The sequence below is a fragment of the Dinoroseobacter sp. S375 genome, assembly GCF_049800775.1.
Classification (GTDB): Bacteria; Pseudomonadota; Alphaproteobacteria; order Rhodobacterales; family Rhodobacteraceae; genus Dinoroseobacter.
In genome coordinates this window covers 140,647-162,805 of record NZ_JBNAFR010000007.1, presented here as the reverse complement: position 1 = coordinate 162,805, position 22,159 = coordinate 140,647, and the positions used below count along the sequence as shown (strand labels likewise).

Below are 22,159 nucleotides of genomic sequence, written 5' to 3'. Positions count from 1 at the left end.
AAGCGAGAGGTTATTCGGCCCAGTGCACCATCGCATTCGGCAGAACCGAGCGCACCGGGGCATCTTCGACCGGGCCCGAGGCCGCGGCATCATCCAGCGCCGCTTTCTTGCCGGGCCCGACGATCAGGATATGGGTTTTCATCGCCTGTTTCAGGACAGGCGCGCTGAGCGTGATGCGCGGCTCGGGCGCCCCGGGAGCGCGCATCGCCACCAGCGGCGGCGCCTCCTCGCTAAGCGCGAGGGCGAGCTGGTCGGCCCCGGGAAAGAGCGAGGCGGTATGCATGTCTTCGCCCATCCCCAGAAGCAGGACAGAGATCGGCAGCACGCCATCCAGCCCTTCGGTCAGGGCGTCGAGCCCGTCCTCCGGGATAGCCGCGTCTGAAACCAGCGGGATCAGCCGCGCCTTGGCCGCGCGCCCGGTCAAAAGCCGCTTGCGCAGAAGCGCGGTGTTCGAGCGATCCGAGCTTTCGGGCACCCAGCGTTCGTCATTCAGCAGGATATTGACCCGCTCCCAATCCAGTTGCACCGCACTCAGGATGTCGAAAACCGGCCCGGGCGTGGTCCCCCCGGGCACGCAGAGCGTCGCACGCTCATGGGTCAGCAGGCATTCCTTCAGATCGGCGGCAATCCGGTCTGCCAGCCGCATCATCAGCAGGTCCCGGTCGGGATAGGTCTCAAGCTGCATTACGCCTCCAAGTCGCGCCAGCGACGTCCATCCCGGTGCAGCAACATCAGGCTGTCCTCGGGTCCGTTGGTGCCCGGATGATAGCTTTGCGGGCGGTCGCGGCGTGCGCCCCACCCCGCGATCAGCGGGTCGGTCCAGGCCCAGGCGGCCTCCACCTCGTCGCCCCGCATGAACAGGGTCTGGTTGCCGCGGACCACGTCCATGATAAGCCGTTCATAGGCGTCCGGCATCTCATTTCCGCTTTCCCCCAGGGCATCGGCGAAACTCATGTCGAGCGGCACATCGATCAGCCGCATTCCGCCCGGCCCCGGTTCCTTGATGGTGACCTGCAGGGTCATTCCCTCGTCGGGCTGCAACCGGATGGTCAGGATATTGGCGCTGCGCCCGGCATCGGCCCCAAAGATCGAGTGCGGGGTTTCCTTGAACACCACCACGATCTCGGACATCCGCGCCCGCAGACGCTTGCCCGTGCGCATGTAGAACGGCGTGCCGTTCCAGCGCCAGTTGGCCACATGGGCCTTGATCGCCACGAAGCTCTCGGTGGTGGAGTTCGGATCGCCCACCTCTTCGAGATAGCTGGGCCCGTCATCCCCGTCGCGGTACTGACCGCGCACGAGGTCGTCGGGCGCGACCGGGTCGAGGGCGCGGATCACCTTGAGCTTCTCGTCGCGTACTGCATCCGGGTCGAAATGGCTGGGCGGCTCCATCGCGATCAGGCAGAGAAGCTGCATCAGGTGGTTCTGGACCATGTCCCGCATGGCGCCCGATTTGTCGTAATACTCGCCGCGCCCGCCGACACCCACGGTTTCGGCCACGGTGATCTGGATGTGATCGACAAATTGCGCATTCCAGAGCGGCTCGAACAGCACATTGCCAAACCGCACCGCCATGAGGTTCTGCACCGTCTCTTTGCCGAGATAGTGGTCGATCCGGTAAATCTGGTCCTCGTCAAAGAAGGTCGCGAGCCCGGCATTCAGGGCCTTGGCCGTGGCCAGATCGCGGCCGAAGGGTTTCTCGACGACGATCCGGGCATTCTCGGACGCGATCTTGTGCAGATGCAGCCGCTCGGCCAGATCGCCAAAGAGCGACGGCGCCACCGAGAAGTAGAAGGCCTGCACCTTGCCCTCGCGCATCAGCGCGGCGAGATCGGACCAGCCGCCCTCGCCCTTGGCATCGATGGCGACATATTCGAGCATGGCGAGAAACTCGTCCACGCGGGCCTCATCCGTGCAGGATTTCGGTGCGAATTCGTGCAGCGCCTCGCGGGTGAAGGCACGGTAAGCCTCGGCGTCCATTTCGGACCGGGCCGCGCCGATGATCCGGGCATCCTCGGGGATCTGCCCGGCGAGATGGCGTCGGAACAGACCCGGCAGGATCTTGCGCCGCGCGAGGTCCCCGGTCCCCCCGAAGATCACCAGATCAAACACATCGACTGGAATTACGCGTGCGACCATGTTGCTATCTCCACAAGACTTTCTGCACTGCGCGAACGCCCGGCGTTAGCGCTAACGCCGCCTAATTACGTGGCGCACGCGCGCCTGTCCAGCACGCATTGGGAAAAGGATGCCTTCACAACAGCGTCACTACAAGTGTCATGGCTTTTCTCTCTCGCAGATGCAGCGTACCTCTAAGGGGCAACACGGAGACGACGATGAAAGACCTCGCAGCGAATGCCGGCAAGTTCCAAGACCCCTATGTGACCGCGGCGGGCGATCAGCGGGCCTCCGTGGCCCTCACGAATCCTGACACGCTGTGGTTCAACACCGGCACCTTGTGCAACATTGAATGTGTGAACTGCTATATCGAGAGCTCTCCGACCAATGACCGGCTGGTCTATATCACCGCAGCCGAGGTGCGGGACTATCTGGATCAGCTTGAGGCGCGGCAGTGGAATGTGCGCGAGATCGGGTTTACCGGCGGCGAGCCCTTCATGAACCCCGACATGATCGAGATGGCGCGCGACTGCCTGCAACGCGGCTATGAGGTTCTGATCCTCACCAACGCCATGCGCCCGATGATGCGCAAATCCATGCGCGCAGGCCTGCTGGATTTGCAAAAGACCCATGGCGACAAGCTGACCCTGCGGATCAGCGTCGATCACTGGTCCGAGGACCGCCATGACGAAGAGCGCGGCAAGAATAGCTTTGCCCGCACGCTCGAAGGCATGGATTGGCTGCGCGATCACGGCATCCGGATGGCCGTTGCCGGGCGCACCGTCTGGGGCGAGACCGACGCCCAGAGCCGCGATGGCTATGCCGCCCTTTTCGAGGCGCGCGGCTACCAGATCGATGCCCGCAATCCGGGCCAGACCGTGCTCTTTCCCGAGATGGATGAAACCGCAGAAGTGCCTGAGATCACAACCGCTTGCTGGGGGATCCTCAACAAGTCACCGGATGATGTGATGTGCGCCTCCTCGCGGATGGTGGTCAAGCGGCGCGGGGCCGAAAGCCCGTCCGTGCTGGCCTGCACATTGCTGCCCTACAGCCCGGAATTCGAGCTGGGCACCAGCCTCGCCGAGGCCGAGGGCGCGGTACAGCTCAACCACCCCCATTGCGCCAAATTCTGCGTGCTGGGCGGGGCGAGCTGCTCGGCCTGACCCGCCTGCCTAGAGGGCGGAGACGCTCACCTGCTGGGTGATCATGCTGGCGAACCCCTCGGTCTCCATGAAGGCGACATCGCAGGCATCCCGCCCGACGGCGATCACCACCATCTGATCCGGCGCGCACATGCGGGTTGCATCCACCAGACGCCACGCCCCGTCCAGCCAGACCTGTGCGACCGCATGGAAATCCTGCGGCACCACGCCCAGCCCGTAGACCGACGCGTAGCGCGCCGGGATGTCCGCGGCCCGGCACAGGGCGCAGACCATATGGGCATAGTCACGGCACACGCCCTGACGATCCACAAAGGTCTCCATCACCGTGGTTTCCGCGTCCGAGCTGGCCGGGACATAGATCATCTCCGCATCGATCCAGTCGAGAATGGCGGCCACCTTGGCCCCGCCCTCGATCCCGCCGAAGCGGCGCTGGACGAAGGCGGTGAACTTGTCGGATTGGCAGAATCGCGACGGGCGCAGATAGCACAGCGCCTCGCCCGGCAGCGCATGAAGCGGCGTCGGTGCCAGCGCAGCGAGCTCGGGGACCGGGCGCTTGATTTCCACCTCGGCGTTGTATCCAAGCCACATCTGGTCGATCCCGAGCAAGGCCCAGGTGCGTTGCCCCACCCCGCCGGCCCCGTCCACCCGGTGCAGGCGCGCATGATCGATGTCGAGATGGCTGGCATGGACAACCTGCTCCGGGCCCTGCGCAACCTCCAGCGCCAAAAGCACCCGGCGGCTCGGGTCGAGCTGGTAATTCATCGTCACATCAATCTTGAGCTTCACGGCAGGCCCCAATCATCGGCAAAGCAGACTTGCGCCCTCGCATGAGAACGCCGGTTCAAACGTCAGGAAACAGGAAAACACCCGCGTGGCCACGGCCCCGCACTGCGCGTGCTTAGGCCAGCGCGGGGCGTGAAATCAACGGGGAATCCGCCGATGACGGTACGTAACGTCAGACAGGGCCGAACGCCTTCTCAGGCTTCCAGCTCGGCATCCCAGTACAGGAAGTCCATCCAGCTCTCATGGAGGTAGTTGGGCGGGAATTTCCGGCCCATATTCCGGAGCTGCTCGGCGGCGGGCTGGCGCGGGGTCTGGCGCAGGGACATGCCCGAGGCGCGCAGCGATTTCGACCCCTTCTTCAGGTTGCACTTCGAACAGGCCGCCACCACGTTCTCCCAGCTGGTCACGCCGCCACTGGCGCGCGGCACCACGTGGTCAAAGGTCAGATCCCCCTTGGCCCCGCAATACTGACAGCAGAACTGGTCCCGCAAAAACAAATTAAAGCGCGTGAAGGCCACGCGCTTTTGAGGTTTCACATAGTCTTTGAGGACGACAACCGAGGGGACCCGTATCTCGGTGGTGGGGCTGCGGACCACATCGTCATACTCCGCAAGGATCGTCACCCGGTCGAGGAAGGCCGCCTTTACCGCCTCCTGCCAGGTCCAGAGCGACAGCGGGTAGTAGGACAGCGGCCGGTAATCGGCGTTCAGTACAAGGGCCGGGTTGTGGCGCAGGCTCTGGGGATCTCGGACAAAACTCGTTCGGAACTCACGCTCGATCGGCTCACTCATGGGACTCCGTCTCCGCCTCGTCTATCCAGGTTTGGACCAAGGCGGGACACCCCGCCCCGTTCGCTTGCTGTCACTATATATGGCGTTCGCCACCTGACAAGCCCCGCAAATACGGTACTTGCCTGCCAGAGCTACGGGCAGAGTGTGACGCGCGCGTGACGGCGGGCGATGGGCAGGGATGGCGCGGCGGGAACGGGCGCGAAAACCGGCCTCAGCCGTCCTCCAGCCCGAGCTTGTCGCGCATGAAGGCCAGCGCCACCGACAGACCATCCTGCGCGATCCCGTGGCCCGTCCCCTTGGAGATATGGGCATAGACCTCGAACCCGGCAGAGTTCAGCGCATTGGCCGCCTCCGGCAGGGAGGCGGGCGGTACCATCTCGTCCTGATCCCCGTGGATCAACAGGATCGGCATCTTGACCTTCATCTCGTCCTCGAGCCGCTCTGGCCCGAGCAGACGCCCGGAAAAGCCGACGACCCCGGCGAATGCGGTCTCGCGGCGCGGCGCCACATGGAGGCTCATCATCGTGCCCTGCGAAAACCCCAAAAGCATGAGATTATCGGAGGTTACACCCTCGCCTTCAAGCACGGAATCGAGAAACGCGTTCAGGTCTTCAACCGCACGCTCCATGCTCGTCGCGGCTTCTTCTTCGGAAGAGCCGTCGAGCCAAGGGATCGGAAACCACTGGAACCCCATGGGGTTGTTGACGCAGACCTCCGGCGCGTTGGGCGCGATGAAAGCCGTGTCGGGCATATGCGGCGAGAGCGGATCGGCGAGCCCAAGAAGGTCATTGCCATCAGCGCCATAGCCATGGAGCAGCACAACCACCCGCTTGGCGGTGCCTTGTGCGGGGCCCTTGCGGCCCATGTCCAGAATACGCGTCATCGTATGCCCTCCCGGTTCTTGGCCACATGGTAGTAGGCCCAGAGCCCGCGCGCCGCAACCGCTCGCCATGGCGACCAGGCCGCGGCCATCTCCCGCAGGGCCTTTTCACTGGGCCGCTCGGGCAGATCAAAGAGCACCCGGGCCGATTCCTGCAAGGCGAGATCGGCGGGCGCAAAGACATCCGCCCGGCCCAGCGAGAACATGGCGTAGATCTCGGCGGTCCAGCGCCCGATCCCAGGCACCTCGACCAGCGTCGCAACGACCTCGTCATCGGGGGCGTCGCGCAGATCGGCAAACCTGATCCTGGCTTCGGCCAGAGCCTTGGCATAGCGGACCTTCTGGCGCGAGAGACCGCAGGCGCGCAACTCCTCCTCCGTCGCCCAGAGGACCTTGCGGGGCCCCGTGAGCTTTGCGGCCTTGAGCCGGGACCAGATCGCATTGGCCGCCGCGACCGAGACCTGCTGGCTGACGATGGCCGACAAAAGCGCCGCGAACCCGTCCGGCCGCCGCCGCAGGGGCAAGGGCCCGGTCGCGTCAAAGGCGGTGGCAAAGCGCGGTTCGATGTCCACCAGATAGGCGCAGCCCTCGGCGACGCAATCGGGGGTTTCGATCAGGCGTCCGACGGACATGGCAACTCCTCTACCCAAGTCAGTGCCTGCGCCACCGTGCTCACCTGCGGCAGGTCCGACAGGTCGGGCCGGTCGATCATGACGACCCGGATCCCCAGCGCGCGCGCGGCGTCGAGTTTGCTGCGACTGGCCGCACCGCCCGCATCCTTGACCACCAGAAGCGTCACGCCCAACCGCTCGAACAGAGCGATCTCCTCGGTCTCGGGGAAGGGCGGACGACCCACAAGGAACTCGCCCTTGGGGAAGGGAAACGCGCCCTCGGGCGGGTCGATCTGCCGACACCAGCACCGGGCCGCGCGCATCCGCGCGAACTCCGGCAGGGTCTGCCGCCCGGTGGCAAGAAACACGCGATCTGCCCGCCCCGGGACCCGCGCCGCCGCGGCGGTGTCCGGCACACGGATCCAGTCATCCTCCGGGTCAGGCTGCCAGCCCGGGCGCCGCAGCATAAGATAGGGCAGACCCGCGCGGGTCGCGACCGCCGCACTGCGCCGCGACATCTCGGCCGCGAAGGGATGGGTGGCGTCGAGCACCGCGTCCGTCCCGGTCTCGGCCAGATGGCGCGCGAAGCCTTCGGCCCCGCCAAACCCGCCGATCCGTGTGCGCACCCCGTCAAGCTCCGGCGCGCGGGTGCGCCCGGCCAGCGACAGCGTCAGATCCACCTGCCCCGCCAGCTGGCGCGCCAGATCGCGCGCCTCGCTCGTGCCTCCCAGAAGCAAGAGCCGCGTCATTCCGCCCGGCCCCAGATCTGGCCCTTGCGGTCAATCACCACCGTATCCACCGCGATCTCGGGCCCGACCATCTGACACAGCCGCGCCCGGGCCGTCTCGGCCACATGGGCGGCCAGGGGCGCCCCGGCGATCTCCAGCGCTTCGAGCGCCGTGTTGCACCCCGCAAGGCGCGGATCACCCATCGCTGCGGCCAGCGCGCCGAGATCCACCTGCGAGCGCTTGGAATGCAGATCGACCGCGCCTTGGGCCAGCTTGCTCATCTTGCCGATGCCGCCCCCGACCGTGAGGCGCGGGACCGGGTGCTTGCGCAGGTATTTCGTCATCCCGCCGACAAAATCCCCCATGTCGAGCATCGCGTGATCTGGCAGGGAATGGAGCGTCTGCACCGTCGCCTCCGACGTGGCCCCCGTTGTTCCCGCCACATGGCCGAGCCCCTCGGCCCGCGCCACATCGATCCCGCGATGGATCGAGGCGATCCAGGCCGCGCAGGAGAAGGGGCGCACCACGCCGGTCGTCCCGAGGATCGACAGCCCGCCCTGAATCCCCAGGCGCGGGTTCCAGGTCTTGGCGGCCAGCTCTGCACCGCCGGGGATCGAAATCGTGATCTCGACATCCGGGGCGCGGGACCGTTCCGCCGCCAGCGCGGTGACGACCTCGGTCATCATGGATCGCGGCACAGGGTTGATCGCAGGCTCGCCTACCGCGATGGGCAGCCCGGCCTTGGTCACATGACCGACCCCCTCTCCGGCAGCGAAGCGCACACCGCCGGCAGAGGCCCGCACCCGCGCGATTACCAGCGCCCCATGGGTGACATCCGGATCATCGCCCGCATCTTTGGTGATCCCGACCTCGGCCCAATCCGCGCCCCGCGCCCGATGGGCGAGCGGAAAGACCGGCTGCTCGCCCTTGGGCAGCGTGATCTGAACCTCGTCCGGAAACGCCCTATCCCACAGCGCCACAAGCGCCGCCTTGGTGGCGGCCGTGGCGCAGGCCCCGGTCGTCCAGCCACGGCGCAGTGTCTGCTCAGGATCGGGCATGCGTGTCATCGGCGCGACTATACGCCCCCCGCCGGGCTGCGCAAACAGGCTCTGTTGCGTCGCTTGGCCTCTTTGCGGTTTGGAATTGCCCTGCCATAACAGCGCCATGAGCGACTCTCTTTTCCACGATCTTCCCGCAATGGAGCCCGGCTGGGTCTGGCTCTGCGGTGCTGGCCCCGGCGATCCGGGGCTTTTGACCCTGCATGCGGTCAATGCCCTGCGCCAGGCGGATGTGATCGTCTATGACGCGCTGGTGGATGATCGCGTCCTGAGCTGGGCCAATCCGCAGGCCGAAAAGATCTATGCGGGCAAGCGCGGGGGCAAACCCTCGGCCAAGCAGCGGGACATCTCGCTGCGGCTGGTGTCGCTGGCGCGCGAAGGGCGGCGGGTGCTGCGCCTCAAGGGCGGCGACCCTTTCGTGTTCGGACGCGGCGGCGAAGAGGCCCAGAGCCTTGTGCAGCACGGCATCCCGATCCGGATCATCCCCGGCATCTCCGCCGGGATCGGCGGGCTGGCCTATGCGGGCGTGCCCGTGACCCATCGCGACGTGAACCAATCCGTGACCTTCGTGACCGGCCATGACCAGAGCGGCGCGACCCCTTCGACCCTCGACTGGGAAGGGATCGCCCGGGGCAGTCAGGTCATTGTTATTTACATGGGCATGAAGCATATCGCGCGGATCTCGGCGGCACTGATCGCGGGCGGGCGCGCGGTTGAAGAACCCGTGGCCGTGGTGACATCGGCGGCGACAGAGCATCAGCAGGTGCTCGAGACGACACTGGGCCGCGTGGCCGAGGATATCGCCGAAAGCGGTCTGACGCCCCCGGCGATCATCTGTGTCGGGCGCGCGGTGCTGATGCGGCAGGTGCTCGATTGGCAGGCCATGGCCGCCGGAGCCGTCGCACGGGATCTCGACCCGCTGGGCCGGGGACGCCCGGCCGAAGCCGGATGAGCGCAGATCCGGGGCGCGGGCTGATCCTCGCGGCTCCGGGCTCGGGCGCGGGCAAGACCACGGTCACACTGGGTCTTCTCGCGGCTCTCACCGCGCGGGGCATGGCCGTGCGCGGGGCGAAATCCGGCCCCGATTACATCGATCCGCAGTTTCATGCCGCCGCCACGGGCCGACCTTGTGTCAATCTCGACGCCTGGGCCATGGCGCCGGGGATGATCCGCGATCTTGCCGCCGGTCCCGGCACCCTGATCATCGAAGGGGCGATGGGTCTCTTTGACGGGGCCGCCGATGGCAGTGGCGCGGGGCGCGGATCCTGCGCGGATCTCGCGCGACAGTTGAGCCTGCCCGTGGTGCTGGTGGTGGATGCCGCGCGCATGGCGCACTCCATCGCGCCGCTGGTCGCGGGCTTTGCCGGGCACGACCCGCAGGTGCGCATCGCGGGCGTGATCCTCAACAAGGTCGGCTCGCCCCGCCATGAGACGCTGCTGCGCGCCGCACTCGCGCCGCTCGGGATCCCCGTGCTCGGCGCAGTGCATCGGGACACGGCCCTCGGGACCCCGTCGCGCCATCTCGGACTGGTTCAGGCTGAAGAGCGTCACGATCTGCGCGCCTTTCTCGACCGTGCCGGCACACTTGCCGCAGAGGCCGTGGATCTCGACGCGTTGATCGCGCTGGCCGAGCCTCTGCCCCTGCGCGCCCCGAGCCGGGCCCCGCATATCCCGCCCTTGGGTCAACGGATCGCCGTCGCGCGGGACGCGGCCTTTGCCTTTGCCTATCCGCATCTGCTGGCCGCCTGGCGCGATGCCGGGGCCGAGCTGAGCGTTTTCTCACCGCTGGACGACGCGCCGATCCTGGAGGGGGTCGACGCGGTCTTTTTGCCCGGCGGCTATCCGGAGCTTCATGGCGGTCGCCTTGCCGCTGCCGCGCGTTTTCTCGACAGCCTGCGCGCCGCGGCAAAGGCCGGGACGCGGATCTATGGGGAATGCGGTGGCTACATGGTTCTGGGCGATGGGCTTGTGGATGCGGATGGCACGCGCCATGCCATGGCAGGGCTGCTGCGGTTGGAGACCTCTTTCGCGGCGCGCAAGCTGCATCTGGGCTACCGGCAGCTTGCCCCGCTTGGTGCCAGGTTCGCGGGGCCGCTCACGGGCCATGAATTCCACTATGCCAGCACCCTCCGGGCCGAGGGCGATCCGCTCTTTACCGCGCGCGATGCGGCGGGCGCGGATCTGCCTGCGATGGGCTTGCGGGCGGGCTCGGTCGCGGGCAGCTTCGCCCATCTTATCGCCCCGGCATGACCACGCCCCGGAGCCAGAGCGCGACCGAAAGGCCGCTTCCCCCGCCCCGCCCAACCCGATAGCACTGCCCCATGACCATGCTGACCGAGACCGCCCCGATGGATGACGCCCGCGCCAAGCGCAATGTGGCGGTCCTTGTGGCGGCCCAGGCCTTTCTCGGCAGCCAGATCACGATGATCTTCGTCATCGGCGGGCTGGCCGGTCAGATGCTGACCCCGCATCCCTGCCTCGCGACCCTGCCGATCTCGCTGATCGTGTTCGGCTCCATGGCCACGGCGCCCTGGCTGTCCGCGGTGATGCAGCGCTTCGGACGTCGGACTGGCTTCGTCATCGGCGCCCTTGGCGGCGCGCTCGGCAGCATCATCGGCGCAATGGGCCTGGCCACGGGTAATTTCTGGATCTTCCTGCTCGGGTCGTTCCTGACGGGCAGCTATATGAGCGCGCAGGGCTTCTACCGCTTCGCGGCCGCGGATACCGCGAGCGAGGGGTTCCGGCCCAAGGCGATCTCCTATGTGATGGCGGGCGGGCTGGTCTCGGCCCTGATCGGGCCGCAGCTGGTGAAGGTGACGACCGACCTCTTCGTCGTGCCGTTTCTGGGCACCTATCTGGTGGCGCTGGCGATCAATCTGATCGGGATCGGGCTGTTCTTCTTTCTCGACATCCCGAAACCCGCCTCGGCCAAGAAGGGCCCCGAGGGCGGACGGACCCGGCGCGAGATGCTGCGCGATCCGGTGATCGTGACCGCGATCATCTGTGCCATGGTGGCCTATGCGCTGATGAACCTCGTGATGACCTCGACCCCGCTGGCGGTGGTGGGCTGCGGCTTTACCACCGGGAATGCGGCGGATGTGGTCAGCCTGCACGTGATCGCCATGTTCGCGCCGAGCTTTTTCACCGGCCATCTGATCAACCGGTTCGGCGTCGAGAAAATCGTGGCCACGGGCCTTCTGATCCTTGGCGCGGGCGGGGCCGTGGCGCTGTCGGGCGTGGCGCTGGGGAATTTCTTTGTCGCGCTGGCGCTGTTGGGCGTGGGCTGGAACTTTGGCTTCATCGGGGCGACCACCATGCTCGCCTCGGCCCATAGCGCGGGAGAGCGCGGGCGGATCCAGGGCCTGAATGACGCGATCGTCTTTGGCTGCGTGACCATGGCCTCGCTGGCCTCGGGCGGGCTGATGAACTGCTCGGGCGGCGATGTGGTCGCGGGCTGGACCGCCGTGAACCTTGCCATGGCACCCCTTCTGGCGCTGGCGGGCGGCGCGCTGATCTGGCTGGTGCTGAAGCCGAAACCGGCGATCTGAGGCACAACAGGCCGGGGGCGACAGCCGCCGGCCATGGGCCTACCAGCGCCCCGTGCTGCTGATCCAGGCCAGACGCGCGCGCTTGCCGAACTCCGACCCGCCCAAGGCCCCTGCGGCCACATCCTCGGGATGCGCTGCAGCCTGTTGCAGGACAGGTTCAGCCTGCCATCCGGCCAGAAGCGCGGGCAGCGCCGCTTTGGGCACGGAACCGCGCGCCTTGCGCGCCTCTGCCAGACGCGCCAGCCCCGCCCGCGCCAGATCGGCCACGGCCGCGCTCCGCCCATCCACGAGGGGGATGCGGTTGCGCGCCTCAAGCTCCGGCACCGCCTGCAGGTACCGCGCAAGCGCCGCCGCCCAGCCTTGTGCGCGCAAGGGCGCTTCGGCCTCGGGCCCCGCGCCCAGCAGCCGCCCGAGGGTCCAGACCAGCCCCGCGCCCGTGTCCTCCAGATAGGTGCTCAGGGCCGCGTCATCCTCGAACGGGTCGCGATAGATCTCCCAGCGGCGGGCCACGATCAAGCGATCCAGCACCTCTGTTGCCTCCGCATCCAGCACGTCGCTCAGCGGCGCGACCACCTCATGGGCGCGCGGCTCGGCCCCCTGCCCGATCTCTTCGAGCGTGTCGCGCCACCATTGCAGGCGCATCTCGGCGATCATCGCCTCCTCGGTCACCCAAGGGGCGCGGCTCACTTCGAGATTGAAGGCATAGACCGGGAACAACACCGCCCGCGCGGCCACGGGCGCGGCCATGGTGGCGAGAAACCGGTCCGGGTCCCCCCGCTCCACCAGCGCGGCACATGCGTTGAGCGTCATTCGGCGGCCAGCGCCTGCGCGGTCGCGCCATCACGGATCAGCTTCCACTGGATCGCCTCGACCAGCGCTTCGAAACTCGCATCCACGATGTTGGCGGACACCCCGACCGTGGACCAGCGCCGCCCCTGCCCGTCCTCGCTGTCGATCAGGACGCGGGTCACGGCCTCGGTGCCGCCATTGGTGATCCGCACCTTGAAATCCACCAGCTTCAGATCCTCGATGAAGCGCGTATAGGGGCCCAGATCCTTGCCGAGCGCCTTGGCCAGCGCATTCACCGGGCCGCGATCACAGCCGGTCTCATCCATGGATTCCGACACAGACAGCATCTTCTGATCGCCGATCTTCAGAACCACCACCGCCTCGGACAGGCTGACCATCTCGTTATACTTGTTCTTGCGCCGCTCCACCGTCACCCGGTAGCGCTTGACCTCGAAAAACTCCGGCAGCCCCTCCAGATGGCGCCGCGCCAGCAGCTCGAAACTGGCCTGCGCACTGTCAAAGGCATAGCCCAGATCCTCGCGCCGCTTCACCTCGTCCAGAAGCGCGCCGAGCCTTGGGTCGCCCTTGGCAATCTCGATCCCCGCATCCGCCAGCCGCTTGCGCAGGTTGGACTGCCCGGCCTGGTTCGACATGGGGATGACGCGCGCATTGCCCACGGCCTCGGGCGCGATATGCTCATAGGTGCTCGGATCCTTCAGGATCGCCGAGGCGTGCAGCCCCGCCTTGTGGGCAAAGGCCGAGGCGCCCACATAAGGCGCGCTCTTGGTCGGCACCCGGTTGAGGATGTCATCGAGCGTGCGCGACACCCGGACCAGATCGGTCAGCGCGTCCTCGGTCACACCGGTCTCGAACCGGCTGCGATAGGGTTCTTTCAGCAAAAGCGTCGGGATAAGCGTGACCAGATTGGCATTGCCGCAGCGCTCTCCAAGCCCGTTCAGCGTGCCCTGGATCTGACGCGCGCCCGCATCGATGGCCGCCAGAGAATTGGCCACCGCATTGCCCGTGTCGTTATGGGTATGGATGCCCAGATGGTCCCCAGGCACGCCGCTTGCAATCACTGCCGCCGTGATCTCACCGATCTCCGCTGGCAGCCGCCCGCCATTGGTATCGCACAGCACGACCCAGCGCGCCCCGGCCTCCAGCGCGGCATGGAGCGTTTCGAGCGCATAATCCGGATTGGCCAGATAGCCGTCAAAGAAATGCTCCGCGTCAAACAGCGCCTCCCGCCCCTGGGCGCGGAGATGCGCGACCGAGCGACGAATGTTTTCGGTGTTCTTGGCCAACTCGATGCCGAGCGCCCGGGTCACGTGGTACTCGTGCGATTTGCCCACGAGACAGACCGAGGGCGTGCCCGCGTTCAGAACGGCGGCCAGCACATCGTCATTCTCCGCCGAGAACCCGGCGCGCTTGGTCATGCCAAAGGCGGCAAAGCGCGCATGATCAAAGGCGGGTCTGGTGGCGAAAAACTCCGAATCCGTCGGGTTCGCACCGGGCCAGCCGCCTTCGATATAATCGATCCCCAGCATGTCGAGCGCCGTCGCGATCTGCTGCTTCTCGGCGGTGGAGAATTGCACCCCTTGCGTCTGCTGCCCGTCGCGCAGGGTGGTATCGTAGAGGAAAAGCCGCTCGCCTGTCATGCCAACGCCTCCAGCTTGGCGGCATCGAAATCGGGTCCGGGGACCAGCTCGACCCCGGCCTTGCTCATGCGCACCTCGACCCCGGCCGCCACGAGCGCCGATTTGAGGCGGTCGACTTCCGCAAAATCCTTGCTCGCCATGGCGGCCTCACGCGCCGCCGCCAGTCCCGCGGCATGGGCCGACAGGTCGACCTGAGGCGCTGCGGCCCAGCCGCCCATCTCGTCGGTCAGAAGCCCCATCAGCCGCGCCGAGGCCAGCAATCCGGGCAGGTCCCCGTCCCGGTACAGCTGGTGCAGGCCCGCAATGGCCCCCGGCGTGTTGAGATCATCCGCCAGCGCCGCCATGACGGACGGGGACGCGGCGGGCGCGGGCTCGATGCCTGCAACCGCCGCGCGCCATTTCCGCAGAACGCCGGTCGCCTCATCGCGCTTGGCGGCGGTCCAATCCATGGGCTTGGAGTAATGGGTCCCGAGAAACACAAGCCGGATCACCTCGCCCGGCACCCCTTCGTCAAACAGATCCCGCACGGTGAAGAAATTGCCAAGGGACTTGGACATCTTCTTGCCCTCGACCTGCAGCATCTCGTTATGCATCCAGACCTTCGCAAACTCCCCCTCGGGATGGGCGCAGCAGCTCTGGGCGATCTCGTTTTCATGATGCGGGAATTGCAGGTCATTGCCGCCCCCGTGGATATCGAAGCTTTCCCCCAAAAGCTCCCGGCTCATGGCCGAGCATTCGATATGCCAGCCCGGCCGTCCCCGTCCCCAAGGGCTGTCCCAGCCGGGCGTGGCCGCATCGGAGGGCTTCCACAGCACGAAATCCATCGGATCGCGTTTGTACGGTGCCACCTCGACCCGCGCGCCCGCGATCATGTCATCCACCGAGCGCCCCGACAGGGCGCCATAGGCCGCGTAGCTGCGCACATCGAACAGAACATGCCCCTCGGCGGCATAGGCATGCCCGCCCGCGATCAGCGTCTCGATCATCGACACCATCTGCGGGATATACTGGGTTGCGCGGGGAATATGGGTCGGCGCCAAAGTGCCCAGAGCTTCCATATCGTCGAGATACCACTGGCTGGTTTCGTCGGTGATCTCCTTGATGGACCGACCGGTCTCGGCGGCGCGCGCGTTGATCTTGTCCTCCACATCCGTGATGTTTCGGACATAGGTCACATGCCCGGGCCCGTAGACCGCGCGCAGCACCCGGAACAGCATGTCAAACACCACCGCCGGACGGGCATTGCCCAGATGGGCGCGGTCATAAACGGTCGGCCCACAGACATACATCCGCACATTGTTCGGATCGAGCGGGACAAACGCCTCTTTCCGGCGCGTCTTGGTATTGGTCAGTTGCAGAGCCGTCACGATTGCTGCCTTCCTTCCCCACGGGGCTGTCCGGGCATGGCCCGGTTGCGAGGGCTTTAGCAACTCCGCACTCCGGTTGGAATAGAGGACCGGGCTCAAGATGCGGGCAAGAAGGACCCCGGGGTCGTCCGACACGGAAAACGGGCCCCGAGGGGCCCGCTCCTTGCAGCACACTGGAGGAGAAACAGCCTCCCGGTCTCAGAACCGGAAGGACAAGCGCGCCTGCAATGTCGTGGCGTCCACGTCGACGCCGGAGCCATCGAAATCGTCGAACTCGTGGTAAAGAAGCTCGCCGCCCAGGGTCCAGGCTTCGGTGATCGGATAATCCACGCCTGCACCGATGAAATAGCCGTCATCGCTGCCGAGATTGTCGGTCCCCGCCCGGGCATACCCGCCGGTCGCATAGATCAGGGCCGGCCCCGCCTCGACACCGGCGCGCAGTTTCAGGCGCAACACATCCTCGAGCGTCGCGGCACCGCCGAGATCGATATCGGCAATGTCGTAATCGAGCCCGGCGCCCAGGACATAGGACCCGAAATCATAATCATAGCCGAGGATCAGACCGCCAATCGCGCCGTCCCCGTCCACGCCGGATGCCGAGCTGTCCACATCGCCATAGCCCAGCTGCACACCGCCATAAAAGCCGGTCCAGTCCGCCCCGGCAGGCACGATTACCGGCGGTGCGGGCGGTGGTGCGATCACCGGATCTTCCAAACTGCCTGCGAGGACGGGCGCGCTGCCCATGCCAATCACCAGAGCGCCGATCAGCGCGGGCGATGAATACTGCGGTTTCATGCAAGTCTCCTTTGCCTCTCCGGGTCCTTGTGCCCGGTCTGTCTGTCGAGCTAGGCAGGCCCGCAGCCCGATCCAAGATGCGTCAGAAGATCGTGAGCGGATCGGCTGCTTCCGGCTGAACATCGCAGAAATAACGGCGCTTTTTCAGCGGCTTCCCGCCGAGACCCTCACGCGCCGTTCACGTTTTGCGGCGCTGCGTGACCCGCGGTCGATTGGGGGTGGCACCTGACGGGGCTGGACAGGGACGTGCAGATCAGGAATGAATTGAACAAGCGTTCATATCCCGGAGGACCCCATGGACATTCAAGATCACAAAGTGCTCGTCACCGGCGGCGCTTCGGGCCTCGGAGAGGCCACGGCACGCCATCTCTGCGCCCAGGGGGCCGCAGTGGCCGTGCTCGACCGGGATGCCGCGCGGGGCCACCAACTTGCGGCAGAGACCGGTGCGGTCTTCGTCGAGGTCGATGTCACCGATGAGGACAGCGCCGCCGCCGCTGTGACCGCGGCCAGCGCCGCGCTTGGGGGGCTGAGCGCCTGCGTGACCTGCGCGGGGATCGCGACCAGTGTGAAGACCATCGGCCGGGACGGGCCGCATCCGCTGGAGGCGTTTCAGCGCACGATCGACATCAACCTCGTGGGGACGTTCAACATCGCACGGCTGGCGGCAGCGGAGATGGCGCACAATGCACCCGACGAAGACGGGGCGCGCGGCGTGATCGTCACGACGGCCTCGATTGCGGCCTTCGATGGCCAGAAGGGTCAGGCGGCCTATGCGGCATCCAAGGCCGGTGTGGCCGGGCTGGCCCTGCCCATGGCGCGGGACCTTGCGCGCGAAGGCATCCGCACCATGTCCATCGCGCCGGGGATTTTCCGAACCCCGATGCTGATCGGGCTCGGCGAGGAGGTCATGGATGCGCTGGCCGCCGATGTGACCTTTCCCAAGCGTCTGGGCGACCCGGTGGAATATGCCCGCCTCGTGGCCTTCATCCTCACCTGTGGCTATCTGAACGGCACGACCATCCGGCTCGACGGCGCGTTGCGCATGCCGTGACCTCGGGGCCATGGCGCCGGACATATATGCCCGGCGCGGACCCGCGCGGTGTCAGTCCTCGGGCTCGAACGTCAGGGCCACGCCATTGATGCAGTAGCGCAGCCCGGTGGGCTGCGGCCCGTCCGGGAAAACATGGCCCAGATGGGCTTCGCAGCGGTTGCAATGCACCTCGGTCCGGGTCATGAACCAGCTCTTGTCGATGCTCTCGCCCACCATATCGCCGTCCAGCGGCTGGTAGAACGAGGGCCATCCGGTCCCGCTTTCGAACTTGTGGGACTGGTCGAACAGGGGTGCCTCGCAGCACACGCAGCGATAGGTGCCCGGATCCTTGGGAAAGTCCTCGTGGGTCCCCGCCCGCTCCGTTCCGTGCTTGCGCGTCACCTTGTAGGCCAGATCACTGAGCTGATTGCGCCACTCTTCTTCGCTTTTCACGACTTTTTCCATCGGTCCTCCTGCGGGGTCATCATGGGGTCACGTCGCGGGGCCAAACCTGCGCGCAACCGGGATTGAAGGTTACGCCCATAGATATACTCTGGACCGCGACCGCCAAGGCCCCACGAGGTGACGATGTTGCGATTGACCAAAGGCCGCTATGCCGCGCGCCATGCCGAGACCGAGGCCGAGATCGCGGCCTGTCAGCGGTTGCGGCATCTGAGTTTCGTGGATGGCACCGGGGCGGCGGCGCGCAAGGACGGCCGCGATTGTGACGCGTTCGATGCGGCCTGCAGCCATATCATGGTCGAGGAGATCGCGACGGGCACTCTCGTCTGCTGCTTTCGGATCCTGCCCCTGGCCCATGGGGCGGATATCGCGCGCAGCTACTCCGCGCAGTTCTACGAGCTCTCGGCGCTGGAAAGTTTCGAGGGGCCGATCATCGAGCTGGGCCGGTTCTGCATTCACCCGGACCATACGGATCCCGACATCCTGCGGATCGCCTGGGCCGCGCTGACCGCCTATGTGGATGCCCATGATGTGAAGCTCCTTTTTGGCTGCTCTTCCTTCCAAGGGACTGACAGCGCGCGCTACCGGGATGCCTTTGCGCTGCTGACCGAAAAGCATCTTGCCCCGCCGCGCTGGCTGCCCCGGGTGAAGGCGCCGCGTGTCTTTCCCTTTGCCACGGGTCTTGCGCGGGTCAAGCCGGACCTCAAACGCGCGATGCAGGCCATGCCGCCGCTCTTGCGGACCTATCTGCTGATGGGGGGGTGGGTCAGCGATCATGCAGTGGTCGATCGGGACCTCAACACATTGCATGTCTTCACGGGGCTGGAGATCGGCGCGATCCCCCCGGCCCGGGCCCGCCTGCTGCGTGCGACGACAACCGCCTGAGTGAAGGACGGCGCGCGCCCAGTGAGATCCGAGGGGGTTCGCAGTGACAGGAGTTGATCGGTTCTGCCCTCTGCAGGGAAAGCCAGGATCGACCCGAGACAGGTCGCCAGCCGACCGATGCCCCCTGTCGCTCCCTGCCTGAAACCACAGGGGCCCGCGGCGTGTCCCGGGTTGCTAGGCGGAGGAGAGGCGCGCTTTGGCGAAGCCACATCCCCAAGCCGGGGGTCGCATCTTCGGTCTTATCTTGCAGTCAGTCCGCGTCAGCCGCGACATGCGTTACGCCCACCGGCCCCATCGCCCCGCGACCATCATGACTGCGCGCGCGGCCTCGTCGGAATCGGCACGAGCGGCGCTCTGACGCGCCTGCCGTCCTGCGCCGTCGCGCTCTAGGCGCGTCATACACCGCGCCTTGTGCTTTCAATACGCGCCCTTGGAACTCAACAAGCTGAAAGGCGTGCGCAGGAGGATCTGAAGATCCAGCCAGATCGACCAGTTTTCGATGTAGTAAAGATCATGGGCATAGCGCGCCTCGAGCTTGTCGGCGCGGTCGATCTCGCCGCGCCATCCATTGATCTGCGCCCATCCGGTGATCCCGGGGGGGAGCCGGTGCCGGGCGGAATATCCGTCCACGATCTGGGTAAAAAGATCCTGCTGGCTCGATTGCGCCCTGATCGCATGCGGTCGGGGGCCGACGAGAGACAGATCCCCCCTGAGCACATTGAAAAGTTGCGGCAGCTCATCAATCGAACTGCGGCGCAGGAAGCGACCGACCTTCGTGACCCGCGGATCCCCTCTGGTCACGATCCGCTCGGCCCCGGGATCGCTGTCCTCGGCATACATGGAGCGGAATTTCAGCACCTCGATCGTGCGATCATTATAGCCATGGCGCAGTTGCCGGAACAGGATCGGGCCTTTGCTCTCAAGTCGAATGGCGAGAGCTGCCGCCAGCATCACCGGCCACAGCACCCCAAGCGCGACGAGTGCAAAGACGATATCGAAGATCCGCTTAGTCAGCCGGCATTCCGGCGCGAAACTGCGCTTGAGCTTCTGCAGATAGGGACCGCCCCCCTGGTCAAACGCGTAGTCCTTGCTGTGGGTGGACAGGCCCACTTCCACCGGCAGCACGCGGAACTCATCCAGCAACCACTTGATCCGCGCCTCGGCGGTATGAGGCAGCGCGATGATCACCAGATCAATGGCTGAGGCGCGCACGAAGGCGATCAGGTCATCATAGCCCCCGATCTTGGGCACCCCGAGCACCTGAGGCGGGGATCGGGCGTCATTGCGGTCGTCGAAAATCCCGTAAAACCGGATGTCATTGCCTGTCCGCGCATGCACCCCGCGGATCAGTCGCGCCGCTTCCTCGCCGCCCCCGGCAATTACCGTACGGCGCGCGATCAGACCGGTGTCGATCACCCAGCGGAGAATGGCCCGCGCGCCGATCCGCGTGGACAGAATCGCCACGAGCAGGCTGAGCCCAAAGGCCCAGAGCGCAGGTCCGAGCCCCGCCACCGGCGCAAGGAGCAGCAGTCCCAGACCCGGCACCAGAACCGCGAACAGCGTGGCGCTGAGAAACGCCGGCAGACTGGCCATGGTCTTGCTGCGATAGGCCCCACTGGCCGCAAGAGCCACCGCGACCAGAACCGCGCCCGATGCCGCCTGAGCCGCCGCGACCAGAGGCGCGAAATCTGTCGCCAGAACAGAACCATAGAGGGCGAACCAGAATGCCAGGGTGAAGACGGGCACATCAACCGCCATCGCCACGCAGAGCAGCCAAAGCGGCTCCAGCGCGCCGCGCCGCACGGTCAAGGCCACGCTCCGCGCCGCTTCGTTCAGCTCAATTGATTGTCCGTCCATTACTCGCACGCCGAAAGGTCCCGAAGACCGGCCAGAAACTGGTCGATGCCCCGGCTCCGGCATAGGCACGAAGGATTAAGGTCGCGTAAGGAAGACCCGGCTTTCCACGCGCTTGCGGCAGAATGCGCGGCCCCCATGGCGCGCAAAACCCTTGCGCACCTCAGGGCGCATTCGCTTTGCCCGGGCCCGGGTCACCCCCTGCCCGTCTCAAGCCGGAACTTGAGGAACACCGCACCCTCATACGTGATCTCGCCCAAGGGGCGCGCGCCCAGTCGTGTCAGCGCGCCCAATGCCTTGCGGGTGGGGGGCAGCAGAAAGGTCACGAAAGGAATGCGCGGGTCGGCGCGCGCAAAAGCCAGCGCCTGCCGCGCGATACGGGTGCCCAGACCGAAGGCATCGGGCCGCAGGACGAGACCGAAATCCCATTCCGCGCCCTCCTTCTGGAACCCGCCCCAGCCCACATAGCGCCCGTCTGAGAGGAACGCCCAGTGGCCCAACTCGTCCCGTGTCCAACAGGCGTCTTTCTGGCGCACGAACTCCGCCACCGTCGCCATGTCCCAGGCACCGGTCAGAAGGGGCATATGCTCGGCCACGCGGGGGTCGGACATGTGGCGGGCGATCTCATGCGGGTCGATCTCGGACAGCCGCACAAAGGTGATCTCGGGCGGAACCCGGATCTGCTCAGAGTGCCGGTTCATGGCGCCTCCAATGGAAAAGGCGCCCCGCAACCGGAGCGCCCCGTATGTCTTGTGCCGGAGATCAGGCGTTGGCTTCGCGGATCTTGTCGGCAGCGTCCTTGTTATAGGCCACGGCATTTTCGTCGAACATCGTGTCCAGTTCGCCCGAAAGGGTCATCTCGGTGATGATATCGCAGCCGCCCACGAACTCGCCCTTGACGTAGAGCTGCGGGATGGTCGGCCAGTCCGAGTAGTCCTTGATGCCCTGGCGCAGCTCTTCATCGGCGAGCACGTTCACATCCGTGTACTCGACCCCCATGAAGTTCAGCACCCCCGCCACGCGGCTGGAGAAGCCACATTGCGGCATCGACTTGGTGCCCTTCATGAAGAGAACCACGTCGCTTCCGGCTACGGTCTCTTTGATGCGCTCGTTTGCGTCACTCATCATTTTGTCCTTTGGCATGGTGAGGCACGAAGGATCGTGCATATTCCTGTGGGTCTCTGGGAACGCGGATGATAGTCGAATGACCTCCGCCCGGTCCGCCAGAATGATAATTCGCTTCGATCTCTGTGAAGCCCGCGCCCGGCTCGCTCCCTCTCGGCGGCGGGTGACGGTCCTCGGCGCGCACGACCCAGATGGCCCGGATCAAAAGCACGCCGACCAGCGCGCCCGACAAGACCACGATGGGTGTGGTCCAGACGAACTCGAACATCATCCAGGCGCTTTGGTGGTCAGGGCCAGGGCATGAAGGTCTCCGGCAGAGCCGTCCATCTTGCCCTTCAGGGCCGCATAGACCGCGCGCTGCTGCTGGACGCGATTCTTGCCGCGAAAGCTCTCATCGACGACCATCGCGGACATGTGGACGCCATCGTCGCCCTGAACGTCGATTTGCGCATCGGGAAAGGTTTCTCGCAGGAGCGCTTCGATTTCATCGGCATGCATCGGCATGGGCTTAATC

General features: G+C 66.1%; 24 protein-coding genes. 6 read left to right on the top strand and 18 right to left on the bottom strand.

From position 1 onward, the window contains the following. Window positions 1–10: 10 nt before the first annotated feature. Window positions 11–685, bottom strand: coding sequence for a 6-phosphogluconolactonase (gene pgl, locus ACP150_RS15905; protein WP_424967647.1), 675 nt, complete (start codon window positions 683–685; stop codon window positions 11–13). Further along, window positions 685–2,139, bottom strand: coding sequence for a glucose-6-phosphate dehydrogenase (gene zwf, locus ACP150_RS15900; protein WP_424967646.1), 1,455 nt, complete (start codon window positions 2,137–2,139; stop codon window positions 685–687). Before zwf ends, pgl begins: the two co-directional genes overlap by 1 nt. Before the next feature lie 197 nt (window positions 2,140–2,336). Between zwf and ACP150_RS15895 the strand changes: the two genes are divergently transcribed. Next, window positions 2,337–3,281 (top strand): radical SAM protein, encoded by a 945-nt coding sequence (locus ACP150_RS15895; RefSeq protein ID WP_424967645.1) that lies wholly within the window; start codon window positions 2,337–2,339, stop codon window positions 3,279–3,281. A 9-nt stretch (window positions 3,282–3,290) separates the two neighbouring features. Here ACP150_RS15895 and ACP150_RS15890 read toward each other — a convergent pair whose 3' ends face one another. The 6 genes from ACP150_RS15890 to ACP150_RS15865 form a co-directional block, all read right to left on the bottom strand. Continuing rightward, on the bottom strand, window positions 3,291–4,067 hold the full coding sequence (locus ACP150_RS15890; protein ID WP_424967644.1) for a transglutaminase-like domain-containing protein: 777 nt from the start codon (window positions 4,065–4,067) through the stop codon (window positions 3,291–3,293). A 191-nt stretch (window positions 4,068–4,258) separates the two neighbouring features. Continuing rightward, a complete protein-coding gene (locus ACP150_RS15885; protein WP_424967643.1) occupies window positions 4,259–4,855 on the bottom strand; it encodes an HNH endonuclease in 597 nt (198 codons plus the stop codon). 211 nt (window positions 4,856–5,066) lie between these two features. Continuing rightward, window positions 5,067–5,738: an alpha/beta hydrolase gene (locus ACP150_RS15880; RefSeq protein ID WP_424967642.1), complete on the bottom strand. Its 672-nt coding sequence runs from the start codon at window positions 5,736–5,738 to the stop codon at window positions 5,067–5,069. Then, complete coding sequence (locus ACP150_RS15875; protein WP_424967641.1) at window positions 5,735–6,367, bottom strand: DNA-3-methyladenine glycosylase family protein; 633 nt, start codon at window positions 6,365–6,367, stop codon at window positions 5,735–5,737. The genes ACP150_RS15880 and ACP150_RS15875 overlap by 4 nt, the downstream gene beginning before the upstream one ends. Beyond that, window positions 6,349–7,095 carry a cobalt-precorrin-6A reductase gene (locus tag ACP150_RS15870; RefSeq protein ID WP_424967640.1) on the bottom strand — a complete coding sequence of 249 codons (747 nt, stop codon included), beginning with the start codon at window positions 7,093–7,095 and terminating at the stop codon, window positions 6,349–6,351. Before ACP150_RS15870 ends, ACP150_RS15875 begins: the two co-directional genes overlap by 19 nt. Continuing rightward, a complete protein-coding gene (locus ACP150_RS15865) occupies window positions 7,092–8,141 on the bottom strand; it encodes a cobalt-precorrin-5B (C(1))-methyltransferase (RefSeq protein WP_424967639.1) in 1,050 nt (349 codons plus the stop codon). Before ACP150_RS15865 ends, ACP150_RS15870 begins: the two co-directional genes overlap by 4 nt. A 97-nt stretch (window positions 8,142–8,238) precedes the next feature. Here ACP150_RS15865 and cobA point away from each other — a divergent pair, with 97 nt between their 5' ends. From cobA to ACP150_RS15850, 3 genes are all read left to right on the top strand, one after another. Then, entirely contained in the window at window positions 8,239–9,084 is an 846-nt protein-coding gene (gene cobA, locus ACP150_RS15860) for a uroporphyrinogen-III C-methyltransferase (RefSeq protein WP_424967638.1), read from the top strand. Then, window positions 9,081–10,382, top strand: coding sequence for a cobyrinate a,c-diamide synthase (locus tag ACP150_RS15855; RefSeq protein WP_424967637.1), 1,302 nt, complete (start codon window positions 9,081–9,083; stop codon window positions 10,380–10,382). Before cobA ends, ACP150_RS15855 begins: the two co-directional genes overlap by 4 nt. A 71-nt stretch (window positions 10,383–10,453) precedes the next feature. Further along, window positions 10,454–11,680: an MFS transporter gene (locus ACP150_RS15850; RefSeq protein WP_424967636.1), complete on the top strand. Its 1,227-nt coding sequence runs from the start codon at window positions 10,454–10,456 to the stop codon at window positions 11,678–11,680. A 39-nt stretch (window positions 11,681–11,719) separates the two neighbouring features. Here ACP150_RS15850 and ACP150_RS15845 read toward each other — a convergent pair whose 3' ends face one another. The 4 genes from ACP150_RS15845 to ACP150_RS15830 form a co-directional block, all read right to left on the bottom strand. After that, a complete protein-coding gene (locus ACP150_RS15845; RefSeq protein ID WP_424967635.1) occupies window positions 11,720–12,490 on the bottom strand; it encodes a squalene/phytoene synthase family protein in 771 nt (256 codons plus the stop codon). After that, on the bottom strand, window positions 12,487–14,127 hold the full coding sequence (cimA, locus tag ACP150_RS15840) for a citramalate synthase (RefSeq protein ID WP_424967634.1): 1,641 nt from the start codon (window positions 14,125–14,127) through the stop codon (window positions 12,487–12,489). The genes ACP150_RS15845 and cimA overlap by 4 nt, the downstream gene beginning before the upstream one ends. After that, window positions 14,124–15,494 carry a cysteine--tRNA ligase gene (gene cysS, locus ACP150_RS15835; RefSeq protein WP_424967633.1) on the bottom strand — a complete coding sequence of 457 codons (1,371 nt, stop codon included), beginning with the start codon at window positions 15,492–15,494 and terminating at the stop codon, window positions 14,124–14,126. Before cysS ends, cimA begins: the two co-directional genes overlap by 4 nt. Before the next feature lie 198 nt (window positions 15,495–15,692). Continuing rightward, on the bottom strand, window positions 15,693–16,289 hold the full coding sequence (locus ACP150_RS15830; protein ID WP_424967632.1) for an outer membrane protein: 597 nt from the start codon (window positions 16,287–16,289) through the stop codon (window positions 15,693–15,695). Window positions 16,290–16,584: 295 nt separating this feature from the next. Between ACP150_RS15830 and ACP150_RS15825 the strand changes: the two genes are divergently transcribed. Continuing rightward, entirely contained in the window at window positions 16,585–17,340 is a 756-nt protein-coding gene (locus ACP150_RS15825) for an SDR family NAD(P)-dependent oxidoreductase (RefSeq protein ID WP_424967631.1), read from the top strand. A gap of 51 nt (window positions 17,341–17,391) precedes the next feature. Here the strand turns inward: ACP150_RS15825 and msrB are convergent, their stop codons facing one another. Continuing rightward, window positions 17,392–17,784 (bottom strand): peptide-methionine (R)-S-oxide reductase MsrB, encoded by a 393-nt coding sequence (msrB, locus tag ACP150_RS15820; RefSeq protein ID WP_424967630.1) that lies wholly within the window; start codon window positions 17,782–17,784, stop codon window positions 17,392–17,394. A gap of 123 nt (window positions 17,785–17,907) precedes the next feature. On the opposite strand from msrB, the gene ACP150_RS15815 reads away from it, so the two are divergent. Beyond that, window positions 17,908–18,666 (top strand): GNAT family N-acetyltransferase, encoded by a 759-nt coding sequence (locus ACP150_RS15815; protein ID WP_424967629.1) that lies wholly within the window; start codon window positions 17,908–17,910, stop codon window positions 18,664–18,666. Between the two features lie 417 nt (window positions 18,667–19,083). Here the strand turns inward: ACP150_RS15815 and ACP150_RS15810 are convergent, their stop codons facing one another. From ACP150_RS15810 to ACP150_RS15790, 5 genes are all read right to left on the bottom strand, one after another. Beyond that, on the bottom strand, window positions 19,084–20,523 hold the full coding sequence (locus ACP150_RS15810; protein ID WP_424967628.1) for an exopolysaccharide biosynthesis polyprenyl glycosylphosphotransferase: 1,440 nt from the start codon (window positions 20,521–20,523) through the stop codon (window positions 19,084–19,086). 191 nt (window positions 20,524–20,714) lie between these two features. After that, entirely contained in the window at window positions 20,715–21,221 is a 507-nt protein-coding gene (locus ACP150_RS15805) for a GNAT family N-acetyltransferase (protein WP_424967627.1), read from the bottom strand. A 61-nt stretch (window positions 21,222–21,282) separates the two neighbouring features. Next, window positions 21,283–21,645, bottom strand: coding sequence for a Grx4 family monothiol glutaredoxin (gene grxD / locus ACP150_RS15800; protein ID WP_424967626.1), 363 nt, complete (start codon window positions 21,643–21,645; stop codon window positions 21,283–21,285). Beyond that, entirely contained in the window at window positions 21,638–21,916 is a 279-nt protein-coding gene (locus ACP150_RS15795; protein WP_424967625.1) for a hypothetical protein, read from the bottom strand. The genes grxD and ACP150_RS15795 overlap by 8 nt, the downstream gene beginning before the upstream one ends. Next, window positions 21,913–22,149 carry a BolA/IbaG family iron-sulfur metabolism protein gene (locus ACP150_RS15790; RefSeq protein ID WP_424967733.1) on the bottom strand — a complete coding sequence of 79 codons (237 nt, stop codon included), beginning with the start codon at window positions 22,147–22,149 and terminating at the stop codon, window positions 21,913–21,915. The genes ACP150_RS15795 and ACP150_RS15790 overlap by 4 nt, the downstream gene beginning before the upstream one ends. Between the last annotated feature and the right edge of the window lie 10 nt (window positions 22,150–22,159).

What these genes read in the sequence shown, in the direction of transcription:
- ACP150_RS15815 (WP_424967629.1), top strand. Translation starts at nt 17,908, where the DNA reads ATGTTGCGATTGACCAAAGGCCGCTATGCCGCGCGCCATGCCGAGACC.
- zwf (WP_424967646.1), bottom strand. Translation starts at nt 2,139, where the DNA reads ATGGTCGCACGCGTAATTCCAGTCGATGTGTTTGATCTGGTGATCTTC.
- ACP150_RS15880 (WP_424967642.1), bottom strand. Translation starts at nt 5,738, where the DNA reads ATGACGCGTATTCTGGACATGGGCCGCAAGGGCCCCGCACAAGGCACC.
- ACP150_RS15875 (WP_424967641.1), bottom strand. Translation starts at nt 6,367, where the DNA reads ATGTCCGTCGGACGCCTGATCGAAACCCCCGATTGCGTCGCCGAGGGC.
- ACP150_RS15895 (WP_424967645.1), top strand. Translation starts at nt 2,337, where the DNA reads ATGAAAGACCTCGCAGCGAATGCCGGCAAGTTCCAAGACCCCTATGTG.
- ACP150_RS15810 (WP_424967628.1), bottom strand. Translation starts at nt 20,523, where the DNA reads ATGGACGGACAATCAATTGAGCTGAACGAAGCGGCGCGGAGCGTGGCC.
- ACP150_RS15885 (WP_424967643.1), bottom strand. Translation starts at nt 4,855, where the DNA reads ATGAGTGAGCCGATCGAGCGTGAGTTCCGAACGAGTTTTGTCCGAGAT.
- ACP150_RS15795 (WP_424967625.1), bottom strand. Translation starts at nt 21,916, where the DNA reads ATGATGTTCGAGTTCGTCTGGACCACACCCATCGTGGTCTTGTCGGGC.
- ACP150_RS15830 (WP_424967632.1), bottom strand. Translation starts at nt 16,289, where the DNA reads ATGAAACCGCAGTATTCATCGCCCGCGCTGATCGGCGCTCTGGTGATT.
- ACP150_RS15850 (WP_424967636.1), top strand. Translation starts at nt 10,454, where the DNA reads ATGACCATGCTGACCGAGACCGCCCCGATGGATGACGCCCGCGCCAAG.
- msrB (WP_424967630.1), bottom strand. Translation starts at nt 17,784, where the DNA reads ATGGAAAAAGTCGTGAAAAGCGAAGAAGAGTGGCGCAATCAGCTCAGT.
- grxD (WP_424967626.1), bottom strand. Translation starts at nt 21,645, where the DNA reads ATGAGTGACGCAAACGAGCGCATCAAAGAGACCGTAGCCGGAAGCGAC.
- cimA (WP_424967634.1), bottom strand. Translation starts at nt 14,127, where the DNA reads ATGACAGGCGAGCGGCTTTTCCTCTACGATACCACCCTGCGCGACGGG.
- ACP150_RS15865 (WP_424967639.1), bottom strand. Translation starts at nt 8,141, where the DNA reads ATGACACGCATGCCCGATCCTGAGCAGACACTGCGCCGTGGCTGGACG.
- ACP150_RS15870 (WP_424967640.1), bottom strand. Translation starts at nt 7,095, where the DNA reads ATGACGCGGCTCTTGCTTCTGGGAGGCACGAGCGAGGCGCGCGATCTG.
- ACP150_RS15845 (WP_424967635.1), bottom strand. Translation starts at nt 12,490, where the DNA reads ATGACGCTCAACGCATGTGCCGCGCTGGTGGAGCGGGGGGACCCGGAC.
- ACP150_RS15855 (WP_424967637.1), top strand. Translation starts at nt 9,081, where the DNA reads ATGAGCGCAGATCCGGGGCGCGGGCTGATCCTCGCGGCTCCGGGCTCG.
- cobA (WP_424967638.1), top strand. Translation starts at nt 8,239, where the DNA reads ATGAGCGACTCTCTTTTCCACGATCTTCCCGCAATGGAGCCCGGCTGG.
- ACP150_RS15825 (WP_424967631.1), top strand. Translation starts at nt 16,585, where the DNA reads ATGGACATTCAAGATCACAAAGTGCTCGTCACCGGCGGCGCTTCGGGC.
- ACP150_RS15790 (WP_424967733.1), bottom strand. Translation starts at nt 22,149, where the DNA reads ATGCCGATGCATGCCGATGAAATCGAAGCGCTCCTGCGAGAAACCTTT.
- pgl (WP_424967647.1), bottom strand. Translation starts at nt 685, where the DNA reads ATGCAGCTTGAGACCTATCCCGACCGGGACCTGCTGATGATGCGGCTG.
- ACP150_RS15805 (WP_424967627.1), bottom strand. Translation starts at nt 21,221, where the DNA reads ATGAACCGGCACTCTGAGCAGATCCGGGTTCCGCCCGAGATCACCTTT.